General features: G+C 74.6%; 22 protein-coding genes. 14 read left to right on the top strand and 8 right to left on the bottom strand.

The genetic code is table 11. From position 1 onward, the window contains the following. Positions 1-130: 130 nt before the first annotated feature. Positions 131-943 carry a TetR family transcriptional regulator gene (locus ACGF0D_RS41740; protein ID WP_392867944.1) on the bottom strand — a complete coding sequence of 271 codons (813 nt, stop codon included), beginning with the start codon at positions 941-943 and terminating at the stop codon, positions 131-133. 180 nt (positions 944-1123) lie between these two features. Between ACGF0D_RS41740 and ACGF0D_RS41735 the strand changes: the two genes are divergently transcribed. Beyond that, positions 1124-1696, top strand: coding sequence for a GNAT family N-acetyltransferase (locus tag ACGF0D_RS41735; RefSeq protein WP_392867941.1), 573 nt, complete (start codon positions 1124-1126; stop codon positions 1694-1696). A 21-nt stretch (positions 1697-1717) separates the two neighbouring features. Here ACGF0D_RS41735 and ACGF0D_RS41730 read toward each other — a convergent pair whose 3' ends face one another. Then, a complete protein-coding gene (locus tag ACGF0D_RS41730) occupies positions 1718-2197 on the bottom strand; it encodes a macro domain-containing protein (RefSeq protein WP_392925494.1) in 480 nt (159 codons plus the stop codon). A gap of 9 nt (positions 2198-2206) precedes the next feature. Next, on the bottom strand, positions 2207-3490 hold the full coding sequence (locus tag ACGF0D_RS41725; RefSeq protein ID WP_392925493.1) for an MFS transporter: 1284 nt from the start codon (positions 3488-3490) through the stop codon (positions 2207-2209). A 115-nt stretch (positions 3491-3605) separates the two neighbouring features. Here ACGF0D_RS41725 and ACGF0D_RS41720 point away from each other — a divergent pair, with 115 nt between their 5' ends. Further along, positions 3606-4595 carry a LysR family transcriptional regulator gene (locus ACGF0D_RS41720; RefSeq protein ID WP_392925491.1) on the top strand — a complete coding sequence of 330 codons (990 nt, stop codon included), beginning with the start codon at positions 3606-3608 and terminating at the stop codon, positions 4593-4595. A 127-nt stretch (positions 4596-4722) separates the two neighbouring features. Here the strand turns inward: ACGF0D_RS41720 and ACGF0D_RS41715 are convergent, their stop codons facing one another. Further along, a complete protein-coding gene (locus tag ACGF0D_RS41715; protein ID WP_392925489.1) occupies positions 4723-5337 on the bottom strand; it encodes a YceI family protein in 615 nt (204 codons plus the stop codon). A 182-nt stretch (positions 5338-5519) separates the two neighbouring features. Between ACGF0D_RS41715 and ACGF0D_RS41710 the strand changes: the two genes are divergently transcribed. The 8 genes from ACGF0D_RS41710 to ACGF0D_RS41675 all read left to right on the top strand — a co-directional run bounded on the left by ACGF0D_RS41710 (position 5520) and on the right by ACGF0D_RS41675 (position 13388). Then, positions 5520-8708, top strand: a complete 3189-nt coding sequence (locus ACGF0D_RS41710) for an SNF2-related protein (RefSeq protein ID WP_392925487.1) — start codon at positions 5520-5522, stop codon at positions 8706-8708. Then, positions 8705-8911, top strand: coding sequence for a hypothetical protein (locus tag ACGF0D_RS41705; protein WP_392925486.1), 207 nt, complete (start codon positions 8705-8707; stop codon positions 8909-8911). The genes ACGF0D_RS41710 and ACGF0D_RS41705 overlap by 4 nt, the downstream gene beginning before the upstream one ends. 41 nt (positions 8912-8952) lie before the next feature. Next, positions 8953-9888 carry an RNA polymerase sigma-70 factor gene (locus ACGF0D_RS41700; RefSeq protein WP_392925485.1) on the top strand — a complete coding sequence of 312 codons (936 nt, stop codon included), beginning with the start codon at positions 8953-8955 and terminating at the stop codon, positions 9886-9888. Between the two features lie 35 nt (positions 9889-9923). Further along, on the top strand, positions 9924-11060 hold the full coding sequence (locus ACGF0D_RS41695) for a MerR family transcriptional regulator (protein WP_392925484.1): 1137 nt from the start codon (positions 9924-9926) through the stop codon (positions 11058-11060). 24 nt (positions 11061-11084) lie between these two features. Continuing rightward, complete coding sequence (locus ACGF0D_RS41690) at positions 11085-11888, top strand: alpha/beta fold hydrolase (protein WP_392925483.1); 804 nt, start codon at positions 11085-11087, stop codon at positions 11886-11888. 106 nt (positions 11889-11994) lie between these two features. After that, positions 11995-12402, top strand: coding sequence for a helix-turn-helix domain-containing protein (locus ACGF0D_RS41685; RefSeq protein WP_392867915.1), 408 nt, complete (start codon positions 11995-11997; stop codon positions 12400-12402). Between the two features lie 2 nt (positions 12403-12404). Beyond that, positions 12405-12920 (top strand): hypothetical protein, encoded by a 516-nt coding sequence (locus tag ACGF0D_RS41680; protein WP_392867912.1) that lies wholly within the window; start codon positions 12405-12407, stop codon positions 12918-12920. Positions 12921-13118: 198 nt separating this feature from the next. After that, the gene (locus ACGF0D_RS41675) at positions 13119-13388 is read left to right on the top strand and encodes a DUF2516 family protein (RefSeq protein WP_392868765.1); all 270 of its coding nucleotides are present in this window, start codon (positions 13119-13121) and stop codon (positions 13386-13388) included. 135 nt (positions 13389-13523) lie between these two features. On the opposite strand, the gene ACGF0D_RS41670 is transcribed toward ACGF0D_RS41675, so the two are convergent. Then, positions 13524-15020: a PP2C family protein-serine/threonine phosphatase gene (locus tag ACGF0D_RS41670; protein WP_392867909.1), complete on the bottom strand. Its 1497-nt coding sequence runs from the start codon at positions 15018-15020 to the stop codon at positions 13524-13526. Positions 15021-15254: 234 nt separating this feature from the next. Here ACGF0D_RS41670 and ACGF0D_RS41665 point away from each other — a divergent pair, with 234 nt between their 5' ends. Then, a complete protein-coding gene (locus tag ACGF0D_RS41665; RefSeq protein ID WP_392925481.1) occupies positions 15255-15818 on the top strand; it encodes an O-acetyl-ADP-ribose deacetylase in 564 nt (187 codons plus the stop codon). Between the two features lie 249 nt (positions 15819-16067). On the opposite strand, the gene ACGF0D_RS41660 is transcribed toward ACGF0D_RS41665, so the two are convergent. Beyond that, positions 16068-16901 carry a class I SAM-dependent methyltransferase gene (locus tag ACGF0D_RS41660; RefSeq protein ID WP_392925479.1) on the bottom strand — a complete coding sequence of 278 codons (834 nt, stop codon included), beginning with the start codon at positions 16899-16901 and terminating at the stop codon, positions 16068-16070. A gap of 214 nt (positions 16902-17115) precedes the next feature. Between ACGF0D_RS41660 and mshA the strand changes: the two genes are divergently transcribed. Continuing rightward, positions 17116-18489 (top strand): D-inositol-3-phosphate glycosyltransferase, encoded by a 1374-nt coding sequence (gene mshA / locus ACGF0D_RS41655; protein ID WP_392867903.1) that lies wholly within the window; start codon positions 17116-17118, stop codon positions 18487-18489. A gap of 71 nt (positions 18490-18560) precedes the next feature. Beyond that, entirely contained in the window at positions 18561-19115 is a 555-nt protein-coding gene (locus ACGF0D_RS41650; protein WP_392925478.1) for a YbjN domain-containing protein, read from the top strand. Positions 19116-19124: 9 nt separating this feature from the next. Here ACGF0D_RS41650 and ACGF0D_RS41645 read toward each other — a convergent pair whose 3' ends face one another. Next, a complete protein-coding gene (locus ACGF0D_RS41645) occupies positions 19125-20414 on the bottom strand; it encodes an MDR family MFS transporter (RefSeq protein ID WP_392925476.1) in 1290 nt (429 codons plus the stop codon). Between the two features lie 149 nt (positions 20415-20563). On the opposite strand from ACGF0D_RS41645, the gene ACGF0D_RS41640 reads away from it, so the two are divergent. Beyond that, positions 20564-21322 carry a phosphoglyceromutase gene (locus ACGF0D_RS41640; protein ID WP_392867897.1) on the top strand — a complete coding sequence of 253 codons (759 nt, stop codon included), beginning with the start codon at positions 20564-20566 and terminating at the stop codon, positions 21320-21322. A gap of 81 nt (positions 21323-21403) precedes the next feature. On the opposite strand, the gene ACGF0D_RS41635 is transcribed toward ACGF0D_RS41640, so the two are convergent. Beyond that, a complete protein-coding gene (locus tag ACGF0D_RS41635; protein WP_392925474.1) occupies positions 21404-22642 on the bottom strand; it encodes a tyrosine-type recombinase/integrase in 1239 nt (412 codons plus the stop codon). Positions 22643-22822 lie beyond the last annotated feature (180 nt).

The following is a 22822-nucleotide window of genomic DNA, read 5'->3' as shown; positions in this document are numbered from 1 at the left end:
GCGCGGGGGCCGCCGGCGCCCGGCGGGGGCCCCCCCCGGCCCTGGCTTGGCCGCCGCCCTTTTACGGCCCCCCGCCCCGCGGGCACCGGCCGGCCCGTACGCGGGCCGGCCGTTCCCGTCGGAGCGGGCGCTACTTGACCGCGGTCTTGCCGATGGTGGGCAGGATGAAGTCCTGGATCAGGCCCTTGGCGTCACGGACGATCGGGCGGAAGACCCGGTAGCGGGACAGGTTGATCACCCGGGCCGCGAGCGGCGTCGAGCGCCGCACGAACTCCCTGGTGCGCTCGGTGTCCGGGGTGCGGTCGAAGACCCAGTAGAGCACCACGATCATCAGGTGCAGCCAGAGCACGTCGGGCAGCAGCTCGACGAGTTCGGCGTCCAGCTTGGGCGCCAGATCCGAGCCCTGGAGCACGTCGCGGAACAGCTCGACCGCCGTGGCCCGGGCCGGGTGGGACTCGTTGGAGAACGGGCTCAGCGAGCTGGTCGGGTCGGCGGCGGTGCGGAAGAACTGCGCGGAGAACTCGTGGTACGGCGCGGCCGTGTCGAGCCAGGAGGCCAGCGCGATCTGCAGCCGCTCGGAGAAGTCCCGGGTGTGGGCCATGCGGCGCTTGGCGTCGGCCGCGTGCTCGTAGGTCATCCGGTCGTAGAACCCCTGGATCAGGAATTCCTTCGCCGAGAAGTAGTAGTACGCGTTGCCCACCGACACGCCCGCCTCGGTGGCGATGGCGCGCATGGTGGTCTTCTCGTAGCCCCGCTCCTGGAACAGCCGCATGGCCGTCTCGAGGATCAGGGCCCGGGTGGCCTCACTCTTGTCGGTCTTCGGCTTGGCCCGGCCACCGGGCAGGGCCTCCGGCCCGGGCCCGCCCTCCGGTCCGGGCACGGCCGAAGCCTCGGCCGTGCCGTTCCCGCCGTCCGTTCGGTTCGTCGCTGCCAGGTCGTCCACGGGCACGAGCCTAGCCGGAGACGACGTTCCATCCGGTGTCGGTGTTCGTGGTACCGGATGACCCCTCCGCACCCGGTGCCACGATGACCCCCATCATTTCGAACGCGTTCAAAAGCTGGGCAGTACTGTAGACGTATCGGTTGAACATGTTCAACTCCATCTCTGTGGGAGGCTGGTCACATGATCAGTTCAGGGCGGACCGTCATCCGGCGCGGCGGAGTGCAGGACGCCGAGTCCATCGCCGAACTGCACGCCGCCAGTTGGCGCACCACCTACCGGGGGATCGTCCCGGAGGAGGGGCTGGGCGACGGGATGGTCGCCCAACGGCGTGAGCTGTGGAAACTGCGGTTGGAAGTCGACTACGGGGAGCCGGAGAACACGCCCGAGCTCCTGGTGGCCGAACAGGCCGGTGCGGTGGCCGGGTTCATCTATCTCGTCCCGCAGCCGGACGGCGGGGTGCTGATCGACAACCTGCACGTGCGCCCCGGCCTGAACGGGGGCGGCATCGGCCGCGAGCTGCTGACCGCCGGCCGTGCCCATGTCGCCGAGCGGCACCCCGGAGCCGGACTCTCCCTGGAGGTGCTGCGGGACAACACCCGGGCGATCGCCTTCTACGAGCGCGAGGGCGCCGAGCGGGTCCGGGCGCAGGAGGGTGAGTTCCCCGGCGGATTCCTGCTGCCCGAGTACGTGTACGCCTGGCCGGCCGGGCGCGTGGCGCCCGGTCCCGACCGGCCGGAGCCGGTGGATCGGTGAAGTGGAAGTGGTCGGGTCGGGTCAGTCGACGTCGTAGACCGTCACCGGTACGCCCCGGGCCGCCAGCCGGGCGGTGACCAGCGGCTCGACCCGCTCCCAGCGCCCGCCCCCCAGGCCGCAGCCGATCCGCGGCATGTGGACGGAGGCGCCGAGCCCAAGGGCGTGCTCGCCGAGTGCGGTCAGCCCGGTGTCGATCGCCTCGTACCGCACCGGGACCCCGGTGGAGCGCCCCGTGCGGATGCCCCGCTGGCCGACCAGGTTGGCCACCCAGAGGTGCGGATCGACCGGGACCAGTTGGACGGCCCCGAGGCCGAAGTCGTTCTTCGCCCGCTCCCGATGCCAGCGCCGGTACGCCGCCTCGGGCTCGGGCCAGCGTCTGGAGAGCGCGAGCACGAAGCCCCTGCCCCAGCCGCCGAGATCGTTGCAGACGTGCGCGATCACCTTCACGCCCTTGCCCTGGGGCGTGGTGGCATCGCCTCGGACGTAGGTGATTTCCCCCATGCCTCGACGTTAGAGGGTGCCACTGACAATCTGCTCGGCATTTTCCGCCGGGCTCTCGCCCGGCGAACCCTCCGCCGCCCTCCGCACCGTCAGGTGCCGCCGCCCGGCCAGCGCGATCAGCAGCGCGAGCCCGGCGGCCGCGGCGGGCAGGGCGTAGCCGGTGCCCGGAGCGGCCTGCTCGGCGACCGTCCCGGCGAGCGCCGCCCCGGCCGAGATGCCGACCACGATGCCGGACACCGCCATCGCCATGCCCTCGTTGAACTGCCGCCGCGGCAGCAGATCCTGGACCAGCGTCATCCCGGTCACCATGGTCGGCGCGGTGGCGGTGCCGGCCGCGAACAGCGCCACGCCGAGTGCCCCGAGCCCGGCCCCGCCCAGTCCGGCGGCGAGCGGCAGCAGCAGCACCGCGGCCATCGCCGCGGCGCAGAGCAGGAAGCGGGTGCCCGGCGCCCGGCGCGGCGTCAGCAGGCCGAACAGCAGCCCGGCCACGCAGGAGCCGCCCGCGACCAGGGCCAGCAGCAGGCCGGCCGTCGCCTTGTGGCCGAGCGCGTCGGCGTACGCCACGGTGGTGATCTCGGTCGCGCCGAAGACCATGCCGGTCGCGAGGAAGGTCAGCACCAGCACCCGCAGCCCGGGTGCCCGCAGCGGTGAACCGTGCCGCCGCTCGGTGGATTCCCGGACGGGTAGCGGGGGTTCGGTGCGGCGCTGGGCGGCGAAGAGCAGGGCGCCGACGGTGCCGAGGGCGCCGGTGGCGATCATCCCGGCCTCCGGGGCGAGCGTCGTGCAGAGCAGCATCGCGAGCACCGGCCCGGCCATGAAGCAGAGTTCGTCCAGCGCCTGCTCGAAGGAGTTGGCCAGGTGCCGCGCGGCCGGGTCGTCCCGGTACAGGTGCGCCCAGCGGGAGCGGGCCATGCCGCCGAGGTTGGGCGTGGCCGAGCAGGCCGCGGAGCTGAGGAACAGCGTCCAGTCGGGCGCGCCGAGGTGCACGCAGAGCAGCAGGGCGGCCATCGGTACGGCGCTGTACAGCGCGGCCGGCACCGTCACCCGCGCCTGCCCGTAGCGGTCCACCAGCCGTCCGATCAGCGGCATCCCGATCGCGCCGAAGACCAGCCCGGCCGCCGAGACCGCCCCGGCCAGCCCGTACGAGCCGCGGCGCTCGGAGAGCAGCACCACCAGCGAGACGCCGTACATCGACAGCGCCAGCCGGCCCAGCAGCCCGGCCAGGGTGAAGGCGACGGCGCCGGGGGCCGCGAACAGCCGCCGGTAGGAGGCGAGGAGGGCGGGCGAGGGCATGGTGCTCCTGTGAGCGGGGGAGGGCGGGGGTTCCCACAGCCTGGCGCCGTCGGCGGGCGGCCGTCCAACACCTGTTTCGCCGCACTCACAACACGCCGTTGTTAATCTGCCGCCCATGCCCCGTGACCTGCACCCCCGACTGCTGCGCGGCTTCGTCGCGACCGCCGAGACCCTGCACTTCGGCCGGGCCGCCGAGCGGCTGCACATCGCCCAGCAGGCGCTCAGCCGGGACGTCCGGAGCCTGGAGGGGCTGCTCGGCGACGCGCTGTTCGCCCGCACCACCCGCAGCGTCGAACTCACCCCGGCCGGGCGGCGCTTGCTGCCCAGGGCGCGCCGGTTCCTGGCCCTGCACGACGAGATCCTCGCGGAGGCGGCGACCGGAACCGGGGCCGGTGCCCGGCCGCTGCTGATCGACCTCAACAGCGACGTCACCGGCCCGGACCTGACCACCGACCGGGTGCTCGAACGGGCCCGCGCCGCCTGGCCGGAGGGCGAACTGCTGGCCCGCTTCCACGGCGGCCTGGCCGCGGCCGCCGCCGAACTGCTGGCCCACCGGCTGGACGCCTCCTTCGGCCGCTTCGCCGGGCTGCCCGCCGGGGTGCGCGGCCAACTCGTCCAACTGCCGGTGCGGTTGGAGCGGATCTCGGTGATGATGGCGGACACCCATCCGCTGGCCGACCGCCACGCGCTGCGCCTGGCCGATCTGACCGGGCACCCCGTGGACGTCTGCGCGGGCAACCCGGCCACCACCGAGTGGGCCGGCCTCGGCGCCCGGCTGCTGCGCGAGCACGGCCTGACGGCGGCGGCGCCGTACGTGCCGCCGGTGGGTGTGGACGAGACCGCCCGCTACCTCGCCCGGCACGGGGATCCGATGCTGACCACGGTCGGCGGTCCGCGGATCCCGGGGACGGTGAACGTGCCGCTGGTGGAGCCGGTGCCGCTGAGCCTGGTCAGCCTGGTGCACCGGCCCGGCGACCGTCATCCGGGGCTGCGGGCGCTGGCCGCCGCGGCGGGTGCGCTCGGCGCGGCCGAGGGCTGGCTGCGCCGCCCGGCGGGCGGCTGGCTGCCCGCGGCGGACGCGGCGCTGCTGCCGCCGCCGGGGTAGGCGGCCGGAGGCCGTCGGGGGCGGCGCGGCGAGGGGAGGGGGTGGCGCGGCGGGGGAGGGGGAACGTTGGAAACCGCCCCTGCCCCGGGGGGAAGGGCAGGGGCGGTGCTCCTGGGGGTCAGGCGGCTCAGGCCGCCTTGACGGCGGAGATGTCGAAGCTGAGCTTGACCTTCTCGCCGATCAGCACGCCGCCGGTCTCCAGCGCCGCGTTGTAGGTCAGACCGAAGTCGGTGCGGTCGACGACGGCCTTGCCCTCGAAGCCGACCCGGTTGGCGCCGTACGCGTCGGTGGCGCTGCCGGTGTACTCCAGGTCCAGCACGACCGGGTGGGTGGTGCCCTTGATGGTGAGGTCGCCGGTCATCCGGTACGAGTCGCCGTGGACCAGCTGGGCGGAGGTGCTGCGGAAGTGGATCTCCGGGTGGGTGTCGACGGAGAAGAAGTCACCGGTGCGCAGGTGCTCGTCGCGCTGGGCCTGGTTGGTGTCGATGCTCCCGACCTTGATCACCAGCTCGGCCGAGGAGTTGCCCGGGTGGGTCCCGTCCAGGTGCAGCTTGCCGTCGTACTCGGTGAAGCGGCCCTTGACGTTGGTGACCATCGCGTGGCGGACGGAGAAGCCGATCTCGCTGTGGGTGTTGTCGATGGTCCAGTCGCCGGTCAGGTGGGCGAGGTCCGGGCCGGCCGGGGTCCGGACGGCGGTCGCGGCGGGGGCGGTGACGGTCTTGGTGCGGTTGAACAGGCCCATGGCTTCCTCCTTGGTTCGAAGCCGGTTGTTTAGGCTTCAACTTGTTGGCTCCACCATAGGACAATGTCGTTCAACTTTCAACCACAGCTTTCCGGCTTCCCCCGAACGGCTCGACGGACCGGCCTGTCGGCCCTCCCGGTTAGGCTGCGAAGGACGGTCCCAGTACGCCCGGAAGGCCCCCGATGTTCGTCCTCCACGCGCTCTGGCGGACGGACGGGCGGCTGGCGCTCTGGGCCGAGGACGCCCGCGCCCACCCGGGCGCCGCCGACCCGCGCCCCGACCGCCCCGCGCCGCGCGCCCACCCCTACGCCTGCCCGGCCGCCGAACTGGCCGCCGTGCTCGGCGGCATCGGCCCGGGCCTCGGCTGGCTCGCCGGGCAGGCCCCCGAACGCTGGGCCACCCTGCTGCTGCCCACCGTCGGGGCCGTCCCCGCGCCCTCGCCCGACCTGCCGGTCACCCCGCCGCGCGGCGGTGCGGTGCTCGCCCCCTGGCGGGTGCCGGCGCTGCTCTTCGACGCCGGGGCCGCCGCCCAGCTGCTCGGCGAGGTCTTCGACCCGGTCTGGGCCGTCACCGGCACCGACCTGCCCGGAGCCGGGCGGGTCGAGGTGGTCCACGGCCCCTCGCTGCGCTGGCTCACCGGGGTGCACGACCTCGCCTGGCGGACGGTCGGCCGGGGCCGGGTGCTGCCGGTGCCCGTGGCCGCCGCCGACGGCCGGCCGCAGGCCCGGTGGCGGCCCGACCTCACCCCCGCCGGGCGCCACGAGGCCGCCGCCCTGGCCGTCGGCTGCCCGCCCGTCCTGCTGGGGGAGTGGCCGCACGGGCCCGGCGGCGGCGAGGCGCTGCTGGACACCGCCCTGGGCGCGCTGGTGGACGCCGAGGCCCGCGCCGCGCTGGCCGACACGCCCTTCCCGCCGCCCGGTGGGGCCGGGGCCGCCGCCGAACGGTGGCTGCACGCCCTCACCACCCCCGACGGCGGGCTCGACGGCGCCCCGCCCGAGGAGTTCGCCGAACTGCGCCGCCGGCTCGGCGCCTGGTACGCCGCCGCCGAGCCCGTCGATCCGGCGCTGCGGCTCTGCTTCCGCCTGGTCGAGCCGCTCGGCCCCGACCCGGACGACCCCGAGGGTAGCCCCTCCGACGACGCCTGGCGGCTGGAGTTCCTGCTCCAGGCCGTGGACGAGCCCTCCCTGCTGGTCCGCGCCGCCGACCTGCTCGAAGGCGGCGCCGCCGAGGCCGCGCTCGCCCGCAAGGCCGCCGACCCGGTCGACGTCCTGGTCGCCGAACTCGCCCGCGCCGCCCACCACTGGCCCGCCCTGGACGGATTGCGCCACCGCTCCCGCCCGTCCGCCCTCCCGCTCGACCGGGCCGGCGCACTGGACTTCCTGCGCACCGCCGCGCCCGCCCTCGCCGAGGGTGGCTTCGGGGTGCTGCTGCCCGCCTGGTGGCGCCGACGCCCCAGGCTCGGACTCGCCCTGCGCGCCACCACCCCGCCCGCGCCCGGCTCGCTCGCCGTCACCAGCCAGGTGGACCGGGACGCCGTGGTCGCCTTCCGCTGGCAGGCCGCGCTCGGCCCGGAGGAGAGCCCGCTCACCGAGCGGGAACTGGCCGAACTCGCCTCCGCCAAACAGGGGATGGTCCGGCTGCGGGGCACCTGGCTGGAGGCCGACCCGGCCCAGATCGCCGCCGCCCTCGCCTTCCTCGCCGACCGGCGCGAGGGCGTGCTCGCCACTGGCGAACTGCTGCGGCTCGCCCTGGACCCGGCGGCGACGGTCGCCGGGCTGCCGGTCACCTCGGTGCGCGCGGACGGCCCGCTCGGCGAACTGCTCGCCGGGCGGGCCGGTGCCGCCCCGGCGCCCGAGCTGCCGCCGGACTTCCGGGCCGAGCTGCGCCCGTACCAGGAGCGCGGGCTGGCCTGGCTGCGGACCATGTCCGGGCTCGGCCTCGGCGCCGTGCTGGCCGACGACATGGGCCTCGGCAAGACCGTCCAGACCCTCGCCCTGCTCGCGTCCGAGAAAGCCTCCGAGGAAACCTCCGGCGAGGACTCCGGGAAAGCCCTCGACGAGGACTCCGAGCGGCCCGCCGGCCCGACCCTGCTGGTCTGCCCGATGTCCCTGGTCGGCAACTGGCAGCGCGAGGCCGAGCGCTTCGCCCCCGGCCTGCGGCGGTACGTCCACCACGGCGCCGGCCGCCTCGGCGCGGAGCGACTCGCCGCAGCCGTAAGGGGCGTGGACCTGGTCATCACCACCTACGGGCTGGTCCAGCGCGACCTCGCGGCGCTGCGCGCGATCCGCTGGCGCCGGGTGGTCGCCGACGAGGCCCAGCACATCAAGAACACCGGCACCGCGCAGTCCAGGGCGATCCGCTCGCTGCCCGTCACCCGGCACCGGATCGCCCTCACCGGCACCCCGGTGGAGAACCGGCTCTCCGAACTGCACGCCGTCCTGGACTTCGCCAACCCCGGCCTGCTCGGCCCGGCCGAGCGCTTCAAGGAGCGCTACGCGATCCCGGTCGAGCTGCACCGCAGCCCCGAGCGCACCGCCGAACTCCGGCGCCGCACCGCCCCGTTCGTGCTCCGCCGGGTCAAGTCCGACCCGGCGGTGGCGGCCGAGCTGCCGGCCAAGCAGGAGATGACCGTCTGGTGCAACCTCACCGCCGAGCAGGCCGGCCTCTACCAGGCCGTGGTCGCCGACCTGCTGCGGCGGGTCGAGGGCATCCGGGGCGTGGAGCGGCGCGGCACCGTGCTGGCCGCGATCGGCAAGCTCAAGCAGGTCTGCAACCACCCGGCCCAACTGCTGCACGACGGCTCGGCGGTGGGCGGGCGCTCGGGCAAGGTCGCCCGGCTGGCCGAACTGCTGGAGGAGGCGCTGGCCGAGGGTGACCGGACGCTGGTCTTCACCCAGTACGCCGAGTTCGGCGCGATGCTCCGCCCGTACCTGCGGCGCCGGCTCGGCGAGGAGGTGCTCTACCTGCACGGCGGGCTGTCGCGGGCGCGCCGCGAGGAGCTGGTCGAGCGCTTCCAGTCCCCGGACGGGCCGAGGGTGTTCCTGCTCTCGCTGCGGGCCGGCGGCACCGGACTCAACCTGACCGCCGCCAACCAGGTGATCCACCTGGACCGTTGGTGGAACCCGGCGGTCGAGGAGCAGGCCACCGACCGCGCCTTCCGGATCGGCCAGCGCAGGGACGTCCAGGTCCGCCGGCTGGTCTGCGTCGGCACCGTCGAGGAGCGGATCGACGAACTGCTCACCGCCAAGCGCTCGTTGGCCGAGACGGTGGTGGGGGAGGGGGAGCGCTGGCTCACCGACCTGCCGGTCGAGGCGCTGCGCGAACTGGTCGCCCTCACCCGGGAGGACGCCGTGGCCGAGGAGGACGCGTGACCGACGAACCCAGACCGCCCGTGGTCAACGTCGCCGCCTACTGGCGCGGCGACTTCACCCTGCGGCCCGCCCCGGCGCAGGACGAGGACGAGAACGGCCCGGACGAGCCCTCGCTGCGCCGCCTCGGCCGCTCCGGCATCACCGTGCACGGTCGCGACCTCGCCACCGTGCTCGGCCCCGCCTACGAGGCCTTCCGGGGCTGAGCACCCGAGCGCCGTGGCTACCGTGCGGTAACGTCGCGAGGGTGACCGACACCCACGAGACCGGCACCCGGCTGGCCGACTTCGAGCAGCACCGGCGGATGGTCTTCGGCATCGCCTACCGGATGCTCGGCAGCGTCGCCGACGCCGAGGACCTGGTCCAGGACACCTGGCTGCGCTGGAGCGGCGTCACCGGCCCGGTCGCCAGCCCCGGCGGCTTCCTGGCCCGTACGGTCACCAACCTCGCGCTCAACAAGCTGGACTCGGCCGCCGTCCGCCGTGAGTCCTACGTCGGCCCCTGGCTGCCCGAGCCGCTGGTCACCGAGCCGGACGCGACCGACGGCGTCGAGCGGGCCGAGACCGTCTCGCTGGCCCTGCTGGTGGTGCTGGAGAGCCTGTCCCCGCTGGAGCGGGCGGTGTTCGTGCTCAAGGAGGCCTTCGGCTTCTCCTACCAGGAGATCGCCGAGGCCGTGGGCCGCACCGAGGCCGCCTGCCGCCAGATCGGCAGCCGGGCCCGGGCGCACGTGCGCGCCGGCCGGCCGCGCTACGACGCACCGCCCGAGCTGCGCCGCCGCGCCACCGACGAGTTCCTGGCGGCCTGCGTCGGCGGCGACCTCAACCGGATGCTGGAACTGCTCGCCCCCGACGTCACCGGCTGGACGGACGGCGGTGGGGTGATCCGCGCCGCGCTGCGGCCGATCAACGGTGCCGAGAACGTCGCCCGCTTCGTCCTCGGGGTGCTCAGCCGGCTCGGCGAGGGGGCCGGTGCCCGGCCGGTCCTGGTCAACGGGGATCCCGGCGTGCTGATCACCATGGACGGCGCCGTCGACTCCGTCTCGGTGTTCGAGTTCGCCGAGCAGCCGGACGGCACCGTGCGGATCGCCGAGATCCGCAGCGTCCGCAACCCGGACAAGCTGACCCACCTCGCCGACCCCGCCTCCGCCTCCACGTTCGCCCCCGGCCGGCCCGGCCCGGCTTGACCCTCGACCAGGTCGAGCCCGCAGAGTCACCGGGCATGGAGAGCGAGCTGCACAGCATCGGCGAACTGGCCCGCGCCAGCGGCCTCGGCGTCGGCACCCTGCGCTACTACGACGGCGCCGAGGTGCTCACCCCGGCCTGGGTCGACCCGCAGACCGGCTACCGCTGGTACCGGCCCGGCCAGCTCGCCGACGCCCGGCTGCTGGCCCGGCTGCGCAGGGTCGGCCTGCCGCTGGCCGGCATCCGCGCCGTGCTCGGCGCCGCACCCGGCGGCGGCGAGGCCCGGCAGGTGCTCGACACGCACCTGCGACGGCTGGAGGACGGCCTCGCCGACGCCCGCCGCGAACTCTCCCTGATCCACGCGATGATCGACCAGAGGGAGCAGCCGATGACCACCACCCCCGCCGCACTCCGGCTCACCGTCCCGGCCGAGGACCTCGCGGCCGCCCTCGACGCGGTCCGCTTCGCGGTCTGCGGGGACCCGGAGCTGCCCGCGCTCGCCGGGGTGCTCTTCGAGCCGGACGGCCCGGTGCTGCGCCTGGTCGCCACCGACCGCTACCGGATGGCCCTCGCTGAGGTGCCCGCCACCGGCGGGACGCCCGAGCGGCCGGTGGCCGGCACGATCGTCCCGACCGCGCTGGTGGACGCGCTGCGCGCGCTGCTCGGCGCCGGACCGGCGGACGTGGTGCTCACCCTCGGCGGGGGACCGGTCCGGGCCGAGGTCGGGGAGCACCGGATCGAGGGCGTCGCCCCGGACCTCGACTACCCCGACCACCGGGCCGTCACCCGACTCGAACCGGAGCACCGGATCACCCAGTCCGCCGCCGAACTGCGCGCCGCCGTCGAGGCCGGCGCCACCCGCACTCTGCCCTCCGGCCCGGACGGCGTCGACTGCGAGGTCACCGTCCTGACCCTGACCGGGGACGGCCGCCTGACCGTCGCCGACGACCCGGCGCCCGAGGGCTACCGACTGGCCGTCAACCGGGACTTCCTGCTCGACGCCCTCGACGCCGGGCGGCCCGAACAGCTGCTCCTCGAACTCGGCGGCCCGATCGCCCCGTTGGCCGTCCGCACCCCCGGCCGGGCGGGCACCTTCTCCGTCCTGATGCCCATCCGGCTGCCCGAGACGCCCCCTGACCGTCCTGCGCCCGGGCCGTCTGGCCGAACGGCCTGACAGGGGCTCTGGAATGATCACCGCATGAGCCGGAACATCGAACCCCCCGTCACCGAGGTCCACGTCCCCGCCCCCGGGGGCGGCCTGCTGTGGGCGGAGCGCCGCGGCTCCGGCAGCCCGGTGGTGCTGCTGCACGGCTCCGGCATGGACTCCCGGCTGTGGGACGCCGTCGTCCCGGAGCTGGCCCGGCACCACGACGTGATCCGCTACGACGCCCGCGGCCTCGGCCGCTCCAGCGCGCCGGAGCAGGTCTTCGACGACATCGCGGACCTGGGCGCCGTCCTGGACCACTTCGGTCTGCGCGGTGCCGCGCTGGTCGGCCTGAGCATGGGCGGGGAGACCGCGCTGGACTTCGCCCTGGCCCACCCGGACCGGGTCGCCGCGCTCGGCCTGGTCGGTGCCTCGGTGAGCGGTCACGACTGGCCGCCGTCCCCGGAGACCACCGCCTACGCCGAGGCCCGGCGGCGCGGCGACGCGGCCGCGCTGGCCGAGCTGGAGCTCTCCGTCTGGGCGGCCATGGGCCGCACCGCACCGGGCGGCGAGCTGATCGCGACGATGGTCGAGGAGAACGCGGCCCGCCGGATCGTCAGCGAGCACCACCTCGCCGGCGCCCCGGCCCGGGAGGCCGAGCCGGTCCTCGGCACCGTCACCGCGCCCACCCTGGTCGTCCACGGCGACCGCGACCACCCGGAGATCGCGGCGATCGCCCGGCGGCTCGCCGCCGACATCCCCGGCGCCCGCGGCCACCTCGTCCCGGACGCCGACCACTACCTCCCGCTGCGCACCCCCGAACGGCTCACCGAACTCCTCCTCGCCCACCTGGCGTAACGGCCCCACCCGCGGGCCGGTCCGAGGGCCCGGCCCCCGCCCCGGCGCGTTTGCTGCCGCTAGCACCCTGCTTGCATTTGCAAGCAGGGTGCTGCAGGCTGTCCGCATGGCCTCACTGAACGTCGGCTCGCTGGGCGAGTACATCCGCGAGCAGCGCCGCAACGCCCAGTACTCGCTGCGGCAGCTGGCGGAGGCCGCCGGCGTGTCCAACCCGTACCTCAGCCAGATCGAGCGCGGGCTGCGCAAGCCGAGCGCGGAGATCCTCCAGCAGATCGCCAAGGCGCTGCGGATCTCCGCGGAGACGCTGTACGTCCAGGCCGGGATCCTGGAGGAGCGGCGGGGTGAGGGCCTGGAGCTCAGGGCCTCGATCCTGGCCGATCCGCTGATCAACGAGCAGCAGAAGCAGGCGCTGCTCGCGGTCTACGACGCCTTCCTCAAGGAGAACGCCGCGTCGGTTCCCACCCCGACGGCCGACGGCGCCGCCACCCAGAACACCCACCGGGAGGACCGGTAACCATGCCCATCACCGACGAGATCAAGAAGACCCTCGGCGACCCGACCCCGCTGTACGCCCTGGCCGGCGCGGGGGACCTCGCCTACGAGAAGCTGCGCGAGGTGCCGGGCCGGGTCGAGGCGCTGGCGGCGGACCGCAAGGGCGCGCAGGAGATGGCCACCGCCAGGCTCCAGGAGGCGCAGTCGCTGCTGACCGGGGCGCAGGCCAGGGTCACCGAGACCGTCACCGCCCTGCCGACGGACCTCAGGGCGCTGCAGGAGCGGGCCCAGGGCTTCGCCCTGCAGCAGGTGGCCCGCGCGGTCGAGCTGGCCGTGAAGGCCAAGGAGACGTACGACGAGCTGGCCGAGCGCGGCAAGGTCGTGGTGGACAAGGCCCGCCCCGGCGAGGCGGACGAGGCCGAGCGGGTCGAGCTGACCGTCGAGCGGGTCGAGGCCGAGCCGGTGGCGGAGAGCGACGACGTGCCCGCCCCGAAGAAGTCCCCCCGGGCCCGCAAGGACGCCGCCGACGCCGCGGAGTGACCTCGTGCCCCGCGGGGCACAACCGGTGACCGTGGGACGTTGACCCCGTTGCGGACGGTCGTCGTGCCAGGATGGACGGCGGTCGCATCGCCGGAGTCGAGAGCAGAGGAGATCGAAATGGTCGGAGTGTTTCAGATTCTGGCCTTTTCCTACCTGAACCCGATCTGGTGGGCGACCATCGCCATCCTGGCCTACAAGATGTTCGCGCTGGTCGACGCGGCCACGCGCCGGGAGGACGCCTACCGGGCCGCCGACAAGAAGACCAAGGGCTTCTGGGTGGCGATCCTGGCGATCTCCTTCGGGTGGGACTTCCTGTTCGGGGTGAACTTCTTCACCGGCATCGGCACCCTGGCCGGCCTGGTCGCCTCGATCGTCTACGTGGTGGACGTCCGCCCGGCGATCCGGGCGCTGACCGGGGGCGGCGGCCGGGGCGGCCGGAGCAACACCGGCCCGTACGGCCCCTGGTAGGCCCTGCGACGGACAATGCGACGGCCCGGGCGGTGAGTTCACCCGCCCGGGCCGTCGCGTTCGCGCGCCCAGGCCTCCGTGCCCGCGCGCCCAGGCCTCCGCGCTCGCGCCTCCGCGTCCGCGCCTTCGAGCCCGTCAGCCGAGGATCAGCTGCACCGGGTTGCGCTCCAGCAGCAGCACCGCGACGTCGTCGGTCAGCGCGCCGCCGTTCAGCTCCTCGACCTCGGCGATGGCGCTGTCGACCAGCCGCCCCCGGGTCAGCCCGGCGGCCTGGTGGTCGCCGACCAGGTCCGCCAGTCCGTCCTGGCCCAGGCGGCGCGACCCGGCCCCGACCCGCCCTTCGATCAGCCCGTCGGTGTAGAGCAACAGCCGCCAGCCGGGCCGCAGTTCGAGCTCGTGGGCGGGCCAGGCGGCCTGCCCGTCGTGGCACGGAAGCAGGCCGAGCGCGGGCCCGGCGAGGTCGGCGGGCAGGGTGATCGGGGCGTGGTCCCGGCCGAGCAGCAGCGGTGCCGGGTGTCCGGCGAGGTAGAGCCGGGCCCGCTCGGCGGCGCCGAGCGAGTCGAGGTCGCTGCCGACCCCGCCGGGCCCGATGACCAGCATGCAGAGCGTCGCGAAGATCTCGTCGCTGCGCCGCTCGTGCTCCAGCACGTGCTGGAGGGTGGTGAGCAGGGCCTCGCCGGTGAGGCCGGCGAAGACCAGGGTGCGCCACGCTATCCGGAGCGCGACGCCGAGCGCGGCCTCGTCCGGGCCGTGGCCGCAGACGTCGCCGATCACGACGTGGACGGCTCCGTCGTCGGTGCGCACGGCGTCGTAGAAGTCGCCGCCGAGCAGCGCGCGGCGGCGGCCGGGGCGGTAGCGCCGGGTGAAGGAGAGCCCGGCGCCGTCGAGCAGCGGGGTGGGCAGCAGGTGGCGCTGGAGGCGGGCGTTCTCCTGGCCGCGCAGTTCGGCCTCGACCAGGCGGCGCTGGGACTCGTCGGCGCGCTTGCGCTCGACGGCGTAGCGCAGGGCGCGGGCGAGCAGCGGGCCGTCCGTCTCGTGCTTGAGCAGGAAGTCCTGGGCGCCGGCCGCGACGGCGGCGGCGCCGAGTTCGGCCCCGGCGGCGTCGGTGAGCACCACGACCGGGGTGTGCGGGGCCCGGCGGAGCAGTTCGTGCAGGCCCTCCAGCCCGTCCGAGGAGTCGGACGGGTGCGGCAGGTCGGCGGCCGCGGCGAGGTCGAGCAGCACGCAGCCGAACTCGGGGGTGCGGGAGCGGCCGCGCCGGGCCCAGGGCGCGGGCGGGGCGAGCAGTTCGGTGGCCTGGTCCAGGCCGCGGGCCCAGTGGATCTCGATCGAGGTGCCGCTGTCGGCCACCGCGGCCTTGATCAGCTGGGCGTCCGAGTCGTCGTCCTCGATGACCAGCAGCCGCAGCGGTGCGCCGTCGGCCGGTCCGTCCGCGGTCGGCGGGCCGGCCGGGTCGGAGACGTGGGACGGGTGGGAGGCGTGCGCGGCCCGCGAGCGGGGGTGGGGTATCGGGGGAGCCGTCGTGGCCGGTCCGGTCGTGGCGCGGTTGCGGGCATGACCGACGGGGGCGCCGTCATGGGCGCCCGGTAGGTCCGCGGCACCAGGTGCCCGCCCGTCTCCCGTTGCGGGCATCGGTGGTTCCTCCCTTTCCCCGACTGTGTAACGGTCGGCGTCCGTCCGCAGTGCCCGCCTGGCACCGCGCGTCGGGGAACTTCTCGCGACCATAACGTGATCTCCGGGGATTTCTCTGGCCGACCGGCGCCGTTGTGGTTATTGCCACGCCGGTGGCGGTGTGGTGACTGGACGAGGACGACGAATCGGCCCCGGCCCGGCGGGAGCCGGGCGGCCGGGGGAGAGGAACGGGCGATGACGACGCGGATCACTCTGGCGGAGGGTGACATCACGGAACAGTCGGTGGACGTGGTGGTGAACGCCGCCAACTCGTCCCTGCTGGGCGGGGGCGGGGTGGACGGCGCGATCCACCGCAAGGGCGGGCCGCAGATCCTGGAGGAGTGCCGCAAGCTGCGGGCCTCGCACTGGGGCAAGGGGCTGGCCACCGGTCGGGCGGTGGCGACGACGGCCGGGCGGCTGCCGGCCCGGTGGGTGGTGCACACCGTCGGGCCGGTGTACCGGGCGGAGGAGTACGAGGAGCGGGCGGGGCTGCTGGCCTCCTGCTATCGCGAGTCGCTGCGCACCGCGGCGGCGCTGGGCGCGCGCACGGTGGCCTTCCCGGCAGTGTCGGCCGGGATCTACGGCTGGCCGCCGGCGGACGCGGCCCGGATCGCGCTCGGCACCGTCGCGGAGGTGCTGGACGGCGGTGACGCGCAGGCGGGGGCGGAGCTGGCGGAGGTGCGGTTCGTGTTGTTCGGGTCGGAGATGTACGAGGTGTTCGAGCGGGCTCGGGGGGAGCTGTCCGAGCGGGACGGCTGACGGTGGGGCGTGGCGCGTGGGGCGTGGTGCCGACCGAGGGGCGTGTGGTGTCGCCGCTCGGTCGGCACCATCGTGGCGTGCCGGGGCGTCAACACGCCATAGGTATTCGATAACTCGTTCGAGTGAATGCGTCGGATCGCTCACCAGCTCCGGCGTGCACCAGGCTTCCGCGCTCCCGGGCCTGTCGCGAACTCCCGCGCCGTCCCCGCGCCCGCAGGCTCCCCGGTCGGTCGGTCGGTCGGTCGGCCGCTACGGCGCGAGCGCCGACCAGGGCACCGTGACCTCGCCCTGCCGCCACCGGCCGCGCGCGTCCACCAGCGGCCAGCTGCCCGAGAGCGCCGCGCAGGCCGCCGCCCAGCGCTGCCGCGCCCCGAACGCCCCGTACGGCGCGGCCGCCGCCCAGGCCCGGTCGAAGTCGGTCAGGAAGGCGTGCACCGGCCGCCCCGGCACGTTGTGGTGGATCAGCGACTTCGGCAGCCGCTCGGCCAGGTCGGAGGGCTGGCCGAGGCCGCCCAGCCGGGCCGCGAAGGTCACCGTCCGGGGCCCCTCCGGGCCGAGCGCGACCCAGACGTGCCGCCGTCCGACCTCGTCGCAGGTGCCCTCGACCAGCAGCCCGTCCGGGGCGAGCCGCGCGCACAGCCGCTCCCACACCCCGGCCACCGCCGACTCGTCGTACTGCCGCAGCACGTTGGCGGCCCGGATCAGCTGGGCCGACGCGCCCCCGTCCAGCGGCACCTCGAAGCCCCCGCGCCGGAAGGTGAGCAGCGGCGGCTCGGCGTACGGCAGCGCGGCGGTGACCCGCTCCGGTTCGATCTCGATCCCGACCACCCGGACGTCCGGCCGCACCGTGCGCAGCCGCCCGGCCAGCTCGACGGCGGTCCACGGCGCGGCCCCGTAACCGAGGTCCACCGCGACCGGCGGGCGCTCGGCGGCGCGCAGCGCGCGGCCCAGGGTGTGGGCGATCCAGCGGTCCATCCGGCGCAGCCGGTTGGTGTTGGTGGTGCCCCGGGTGACCGTTCCCACCGGGCGTCCGGTCCGTCCGCGGGCGGGCGCGGCGGGAGCGGGGTCGAAGGAGGCAGCCATGCCCAGAAGGGTAGTCGGGCCGCCGGGGCGACCGCGCTGACCTGGGGCGATGGGCGTCGGTCCGGCCGGTGGGCGGCGGCGGGAATGCCGGGCGCGGTCCGTGTGGTTGGCACACTGGTGGTGATGTGTGCCCAGGACGGGGCAGCGCACACCGGACAACGGGCGGCCCGGTGCGGGCGGCCTAGACGGGCCGCACAGAGGAGGCTTCAGCCAGGTGATCCAGCACCCCGTCCGTTCGGTACGCCGTGCCCAGTCCGCCGCCCCCGCGCGCGGCCGGCTCCAGTCGCTCGTCCCCGGCCGCCGCCGCCCGCGCCGGATAGCCATGCTGAGCGTCCACACCTCGCCGCTGCACCAGCCCGGCACCGGGGACGCCGGCGGGATGAACGTCTACATCGTCGAGCTGGCCAAGCGCCTGGCCGACCTCGACATCGAGGTCGAGGTGTTCACCCGGTCGATCTGCTCGGACGACGCGCCGACGGTCGAGCTGGCCCCGGGCGTGCTGGTGCGGCACGTCACCGCCGGGCCGTACGAGGGCCTGGTCAAGGAGGACCTGCCGGCCCAGCTGTGCGCCTTCACCCACGGGGTGCTGCGGACGGAGGCGGGCCACCGCCCCGGCCACTACGACCTGGTGCACTCGCACTACTGGCTCTCCGGGCAGGTCGGCTGGCTGGCCGCGCAGCGCTGGGGGGTGCCGCTGGTGCACACCATGCACACCATGGCGAAGGTCAAGAACGCCGCGCTGGCCGTGGGCGACACGCCCGAGCCCGCGGCCCGGGTGATCGGGGAGACTCAGGTGGTGGAGGCGGCCGACCGGCTGATCGCCAACACCACCGAGGAGGCCGCCGAGCTGGCCCGGCACTACGGCGCCCGGCCGGACCAGCTGGCCGTCGTCCACCCCGGGGTCAACCTGGACGTCTTCCGCCCCGGCGGGCCGCCGACGTCCGCCGCCGCCCGGGCCCGGCTGGGCCTGCCGCAGGACGCCGCGGTGCTGCTGTTCGCCGGCCGGATCCAGCCGCTGAAGGCCCCGGACGTGCTGCTGCGGGCGGTCGCCGCGCTGCTGGCCCGCCGCCCGGATCTGCGCGAGCGTCTGGTGGTGCCGGTGGTCGGTGGTCCGTCCGGCACCGGGCTGGCCCGGCCGGAGAGCCTGCACAAGCTCGCCGCCCAGCTGGGCATCTGCGACGTGGTGCGGTTCCACCCGCCGGTCGGCCAGCCGCAGCTCGCGGACTGGTACCGCGCGGCGACGGCGCTGGTGATGCCCTCGTACAGCGAGTCCTTCGGGCTGGTCGCGCTGGAGGCGCAGGCCTGCGGCACCCCGGTGGTGGCGGCCGCGGTCGGCGGCCTGCCGGTCGCGGTGCGGGACGGCGAGACCGGCACCCTGGTGCAGGGCCACGACCCGCTGGACTGGTCGTACGCGCTGGAGCCGTACGTCACCGACCGGGGCCTGGTGGCCCGGCGCGGCGAGGCGGCGGCCCGGCACGCGGCCGCCTTCGGCTGGGACACCGCCGCTGCGACCACCGCCGAGGTGTACGCCGGCAGCATGGCCCGCCCTGGCGGCCGGTTCGCCGGGGCCCGGCAGCGCCTGGCCTGAGGCCACGGGCGGGTGAGGTCGCGAGCGTCGGGGGCTGCGCCCGCCCGGTACCGGCGAGTAACGTCACCCCCATGGCAATCCGCACCAAGGACGAGGCCCTGACCCTCCTGCGCGCCGCCCTGGACGACGCCGGGGTGGCCTGGGAGCCGGCCGCCGCCGACCCGTACACACTGGTGGCGGCCCTCCCCGGCACCCGGAAGCTGAGCACCGCCTGCGCCCTGCGGGTCGGAGACCACACCCTCTCGGTGAACGCCTTCGTGATCCGCCGCCCGGACGAGAACCACGAGGCCGTCTACCGCTGGCTGCTGGAACGCAACACCCGGATGTACGGCGTCGGGTACGCGATCGACGCGCTCGGCGACGTCTACCTGGCCGGCCGGCTGCCGCTGGAGGCGCTCACCCCGCAGGTCGTGGACCGGCTGCTCGGGGCGGTGCTGGAGAACGCCGACGAGCCGTTCGACACCCTGCTGGAGCTGGGCTTCGCCACGGCGATCCGGCGGGAGTGGGAGTGGCGGACCAAGCGCGGGGAGTCCACCCGCAACCTGGCCGCCTTCGCCCACCTGGCCGCCCCCGCCCCCGGGGCCGACGTCCCCGCCCCCGGGGCCGATGCCCCGGACGCCGGCTGACCCGTCCGCTCAGGCGCCCGCCGGAGCCTTCTCCGGCTCCGCCGCGGGTGCCGCGACCTCCGTCGCCACGGGCCGGCGGCGCCCCACCGCGCCCGTCCGGCGGGCCAGCACCAGGTACCCGGCCGCGGTGGCGGTTCCGACCGCCCCGCAGGTCGTCCAGAGCACCACCGGCCCGGCGTGCTGGAGCAGCAGCCCGCCGCCCGCCGGGCCGAGGAACGAGGCGAGCGACCAGGAGAGGCTGAACACGCCCTGGTAGCGGCCGCGCCCGTGGGCCGGCGCCAGCTCGGCGACCAGGCCCATCATCACCGGCGTGTTGAGGATCTCGCCGACCGTCCAGACCGCCACCGAGAGCGCGAACAGCCAGGCCGAGGACCCGGCCACCGCGGCCAGCCCGAAGCCCCAGCCGGTGAGCAGACAGCTGGCGATCAGCAGCCCGGTCCGCGAGCGGCCCTGCATCCACCGGGTGAGCGGGATCTGGAGGACCACGATCAGCAGCCCGTTCAGGCCGATGACCAGGCCGTACTCGGTGGAGGTGATCCCGGCCGCGCCCATGTCCACGGCCAGCGTGGTGCTGCCCTGCTGGAAGACCAGCGCGAGCATCAGGGTCAGCCCGACCAGCGCCATGAACGGGGCGTCCCGGAACACCGAGAGCAGGCTGATCCGGGGTTCGGCGGAGCCCGCCGACTGGTCGGGGGCGACCTGCGGCCTGGTCTCCGGGATCCGGACGAAGATCACCAGGGCGCAGACCAGGGTGGAGAACGCGTCCAGCAGGAACAGCGTGAGGTACCCGTGGGTGGCGATCAGACCGGCCAGGGCGGCCGAGAGGCCGAAGCCGATGTTGACCGCCCAGTAGTTCAGCGAGTACGCGCGGACCCGGTCCTCGGGCGGCACCAGGTCGGCGATGACGGCCGAGGTGGGCGGCCGGGTGGCGTTGTTGAACAGGCCCACCAGGAAGGCCACCGCGGCGATCGCCACCTGGCCGTCCGTGAAGCCGAGCACGGTGGTGAACAGCGCGGTGCCGAGCTGGGCGCCCAGCAGCGTGGGGCGTCGCCCGATCCGGTCGGTCAGCACGCCCGCGAGGAGTGCCGCGGCGGCCGAGCCGAGGCCGAACAACGAGGCCACCAGGCCCGCGTAGGAGGCCGAGTACCCCCGGTCCTTGGTCAGGTACATCGCCAGGAACGGAACGACGAACGCGCCCAGCTTGTTCACCAGGGTGCTCACCCAGAGCCACCAGAACTGGCGCGGCAGCCCGCCCGCCGTCTCCTGGACCACTCTTCGGAACCGGGCGGTGACGAGCATGTGGGGGCTCCCGAGGCAGGTGTCCGCTGAGCGGCGCGGGCAGGCCCGGTCAGCCGACGGATGTAAGTGTCAGATGCGCGGAGCACACATTACACAGCGGTCGTAGGTCCCCACCAGGGGTTTTCCGGCCCCCCACTAAGCTGGGGGCCATGGCTGACACGACGTACCGACTCATCCTGCTCCGCCACGGCGAGAGCCAGTGGAACCAGAAGAACCTGTTCACCGGTTGGGTCGATGTCGACCTCAACGAGAAGGGCGAGAAGGAGGCCGCCCGTGGTGGCGAGCTCCTGGCCGCCGAGGGTCTGCTCCCCGACGTGCTGCACACCTCGCTGCTGCGCCGCGCCATCCGTACCTCGCAGATCGCCCTGGACAAGGCCGACCGGCACTGGATCCCGGTCAGCCGCAGCTGGCGGCTGAACGAGCGCCACTACGGCGCGCTCCAGGGCAAGGACAAGGCCCAGACCCTGGCCGAGTTCGGCGAGGAGCAGTTCCAGCTGTGGCGCCGCTCGTACGACACCCCGCCGCCGGTCCTGGCCGACGACGCCGAGTACTCGCAGGCCGGTGACGCCCGCTACGCCGAGATCCCGAGCGAGCTGCGTCCGCGCACCGAGTGCCTGAAGGACGTCGTCGAGCGGATGCTCCCGTACTGGTACGACGCCATCGTCCCGGACCTCGCCGCCGGCAAGACCGTTCTGGTCACCGCCCACGGCAACAGCCTGCGCGCGCTGGTCAAGCACCTCGACGGCATCTCCGACGAGGCCATCGCCGGCCTGAACATCCCGACCGGCATCCCGCTGGTGTACGAGCTGGACGCCGACTTCAAGCCCGTCACCCCGGGCGGCCGCTACCTCGACCCGGACGCCGCCGCGGCCGCGATCGAGGCGGTCAAGAACCAGGGCAAGAAGTAAGCCCAGGAGCGGAACGGCCCCCCACCTGCGCGTTTGGCGCTGGTGAGGGGCCGTCGTCATTCCCGGGCCGTCTGTGGGCCGTCAGTCTTCGTGATCTTGGACTCCGAAGACCCCTTCCATGGCCTTCCGCGCCCGGTGCCGGCTGTCCGGCATCAGGTGGGCGTACACCCGCAGCGTCAGCCCCGGATCGGCGTGGCCCAGGTACTCGCTGACGGCCTTGATGCTCTCCCCCGCGTCCAGCAGGATCGACGCGAAGAAGTGCCGGAGCGCGTGCATGCCGTGCTCCCGGGCGGACGCGTAGGACTCGCCCTTGGCGGGCTTCGGGATGACCCCGGCGGCGGCCAGCGCGGGCTTCCAGTAGTCCTCGTTGAGCATGCCGCGCCAGACGATCCAGTCGGACGTGCTGGTGAAGACCAGGTGCTTCGTGACCGGCGGCCCGCCCACCCTCATCCACGGCAGCGTGATCTCCACCGGCGGGAACCGCTCCATGTGGGCCCTGAGCGCGTCGGCCACCGGCCGGGGGAGCGGCACGTTCCGCAGCGTCCCGCCCTTCGGCGGCGCGAACACGGGCTTGCTCCGGCTCAGCTTGAGCTGCTGGGTGACGTGCATCGTGTTGGCGTCGAAGTCGAGCGCGTCCACGGCCAGGCCGAGGATCTCGCCCTGCCGCAACCCGCAGCCGGCGCCCACATCCACCGTGGCCCGGTACCGCTCGGTCATGGCCTCCCGGACGGCGAACACCCGCTCCGGCTCCCACGGGACGACCCGCCGGGGACCGACGACCGGCGGGCGCACAGTCTGCGCGGCGCACGGGTTCCGGAGCAGGAAGCCGTCGTCCACGGCCGCGCTCAGTACGGCCCGCACGTTGGAGAAGATGACCCGGGCGTACGACCTCGACATGCCGGAGGTCTCCAGCTCGGCCACGAACTCCCGGATGTGGCTGGGCTGGAACGACGCGAGCGGCCGGGCCCCGATCCGCGGGAAGGCGTGCCGCCGAAGCTGGGACTGCATCGAGGCCTGCGTGTTGGGGTCGCTGGTCTGGCTCCTCAGCCAGTGCTCGGCGAACTCCTGGAACGTGGTCTTCGCCGTCGTCGGGTCGAGGTACTGCCCGCGCGACATGTCGGCCTCGATCCGGGCCAGCCACTCCTCCGCCTGGCGCTTCTGCCGGTCGGGGAAGCTCTTGCTCTTCTCGTTGCCGTCGGGCCCGATGTACCGGGCCCGGTAGCGCTTGCCGGTGCCGTAGCGGTCGGTGCGGACGCGGCGGGGCTTGCCGTCGGGGCCGGGCTCGGTCTTGTGCCAGCGGTCTTGGATGTGTCCGGCCATGGGCCAGCTCCTTGCGGGGTGTGGGTGGGTGAGCGGTGCCCCAGGCCGGTGTAGTTGGGCCTGTCGTCGGCGTGTAGTCGGGCCTTGTCTAGGACGGTGTTTTCTGGCCCCGGGGTGACGGCCGCAAGTGGCCCCACCGAGGAACGGTGAAAGTTGGCCCCACCTGGTGTTCGACGCGGA

This window comes from Kitasatospora sp. NPDC048298 (assembly GCF_043201465.1).
Lineage (GTDB): Bacteria > Actinomycetota > Actinomycetes > Streptomycetales > Streptomycetaceae > Kitasatospora.
This window is presented reverse-complemented; position numbering and strand designations above follow the sequence as displayed.

What these genes read in the sequence shown, in the direction of transcription:
- ACGF0D_RS41735 (WP_392867941.1), top strand. Translation starts at nt 1,124, where the DNA reads ATGATCAGTTCAGGGCGGACCGTCATCCGGCGCGGCGGAGTGCAGGAC.
- ACGF0D_RS41730 (WP_392925494.1), bottom strand. Translation starts at nt 2,197, where the DNA reads ATGGGGGAAATCACCTACGTCCGAGGCGATGCCACCACGCCCCAGGGC.
- ACGF0D_RS41725 (WP_392925493.1), bottom strand. Translation starts at nt 3,490, where the DNA reads ATGCCCTCGCCCGCCCTCCTCGCCTCCTACCGGCGGCTGTTCGCGGCC.
- ACGF0D_RS41720 (WP_392925491.1), top strand. Translation starts at nt 3,606, where the DNA reads ATGCCCCGTGACCTGCACCCCCGACTGCTGCGCGGCTTCGTCGCGACC.
- ACGF0D_RS41715 (WP_392925489.1), bottom strand. Translation starts at nt 5,337, where the DNA reads ATGGGCCTGTTCAACCGCACCAAGACCGTCACCGCCCCCGCCGCGACC.
- ACGF0D_RS41710 (WP_392925487.1), top strand. Translation starts at nt 5,520, where the DNA reads ATGTTCGTCCTCCACGCGCTCTGGCGGACGGACGGGCGGCTGGCGCTC.
- ACGF0D_RS41695 (WP_392925484.1), top strand. Translation starts at nt 9,924, where the DNA reads ATGGAGAGCGAGCTGCACAGCATCGGCGAACTGGCCCGCGCCAGCGGC.
- ACGF0D_RS41690 (WP_392925483.1), top strand. Translation starts at nt 11,085, where the DNA reads ATGAGCCGGAACATCGAACCCCCCGTCACCGAGGTCCACGTCCCCGCC.
- ACGF0D_RS41685 (WP_392867915.1), top strand. Translation starts at nt 11,995, where the DNA reads ATGGCCTCACTGAACGTCGGCTCGCTGGGCGAGTACATCCGCGAGCAG.
- ACGF0D_RS41680 (WP_392867912.1), top strand. Translation starts at nt 12,405, where the DNA reads ATGCCCATCACCGACGAGATCAAGAAGACCCTCGGCGACCCGACCCCG.
- ACGF0D_RS41675 (WP_392868765.1), top strand. Translation starts at nt 13,119, where the DNA reads ATGTTCGCGCTGGTCGACGCGGCCACGCGCCGGGAGGACGCCTACCGG.
- ACGF0D_RS41670 (WP_392867909.1), bottom strand. Translation starts at nt 15,020, where the DNA reads ATGCCCGCAACGGGAGACGGGCGGGCACCTGGTGCCGCGGACCTACCG.
- ACGF0D_RS41665 (WP_392925481.1), top strand. Translation starts at nt 15,255, where the DNA reads ATGACGACGCGGATCACTCTGGCGGAGGGTGACATCACGGAACAGTCG.
- ACGF0D_RS41660 (WP_392925479.1), bottom strand. Translation starts at nt 16,901, where the DNA reads ATGGCTGCCTCCTTCGACCCCGCTCCCGCCGCGCCCGCCCGCGGACGG.
- ACGF0D_RS41650 (WP_392925478.1), top strand. Translation starts at nt 18,561, where the DNA reads ATGGCAATCCGCACCAAGGACGAGGCCCTGACCCTCCTGCGCGCCGCC.
- ACGF0D_RS41645 (WP_392925476.1), bottom strand. Translation starts at nt 20,414, where the DNA reads ATGCTCGTCACCGCCCGGTTCCGAAGAGTGGTCCAGGAGACGGCGGGC.
- ACGF0D_RS41640 (WP_392867897.1), top strand. Translation starts at nt 20,564, where the DNA reads ATGGCTGACACGACGTACCGACTCATCCTGCTCCGCCACGGCGAGAGC.
- ACGF0D_RS41635 (WP_392925474.1), bottom strand. Translation starts at nt 22,642, where the DNA reads ATGGCCGGACACATCCAAGACCGCTGGCACAAGACCGAGCCCGGCCCC.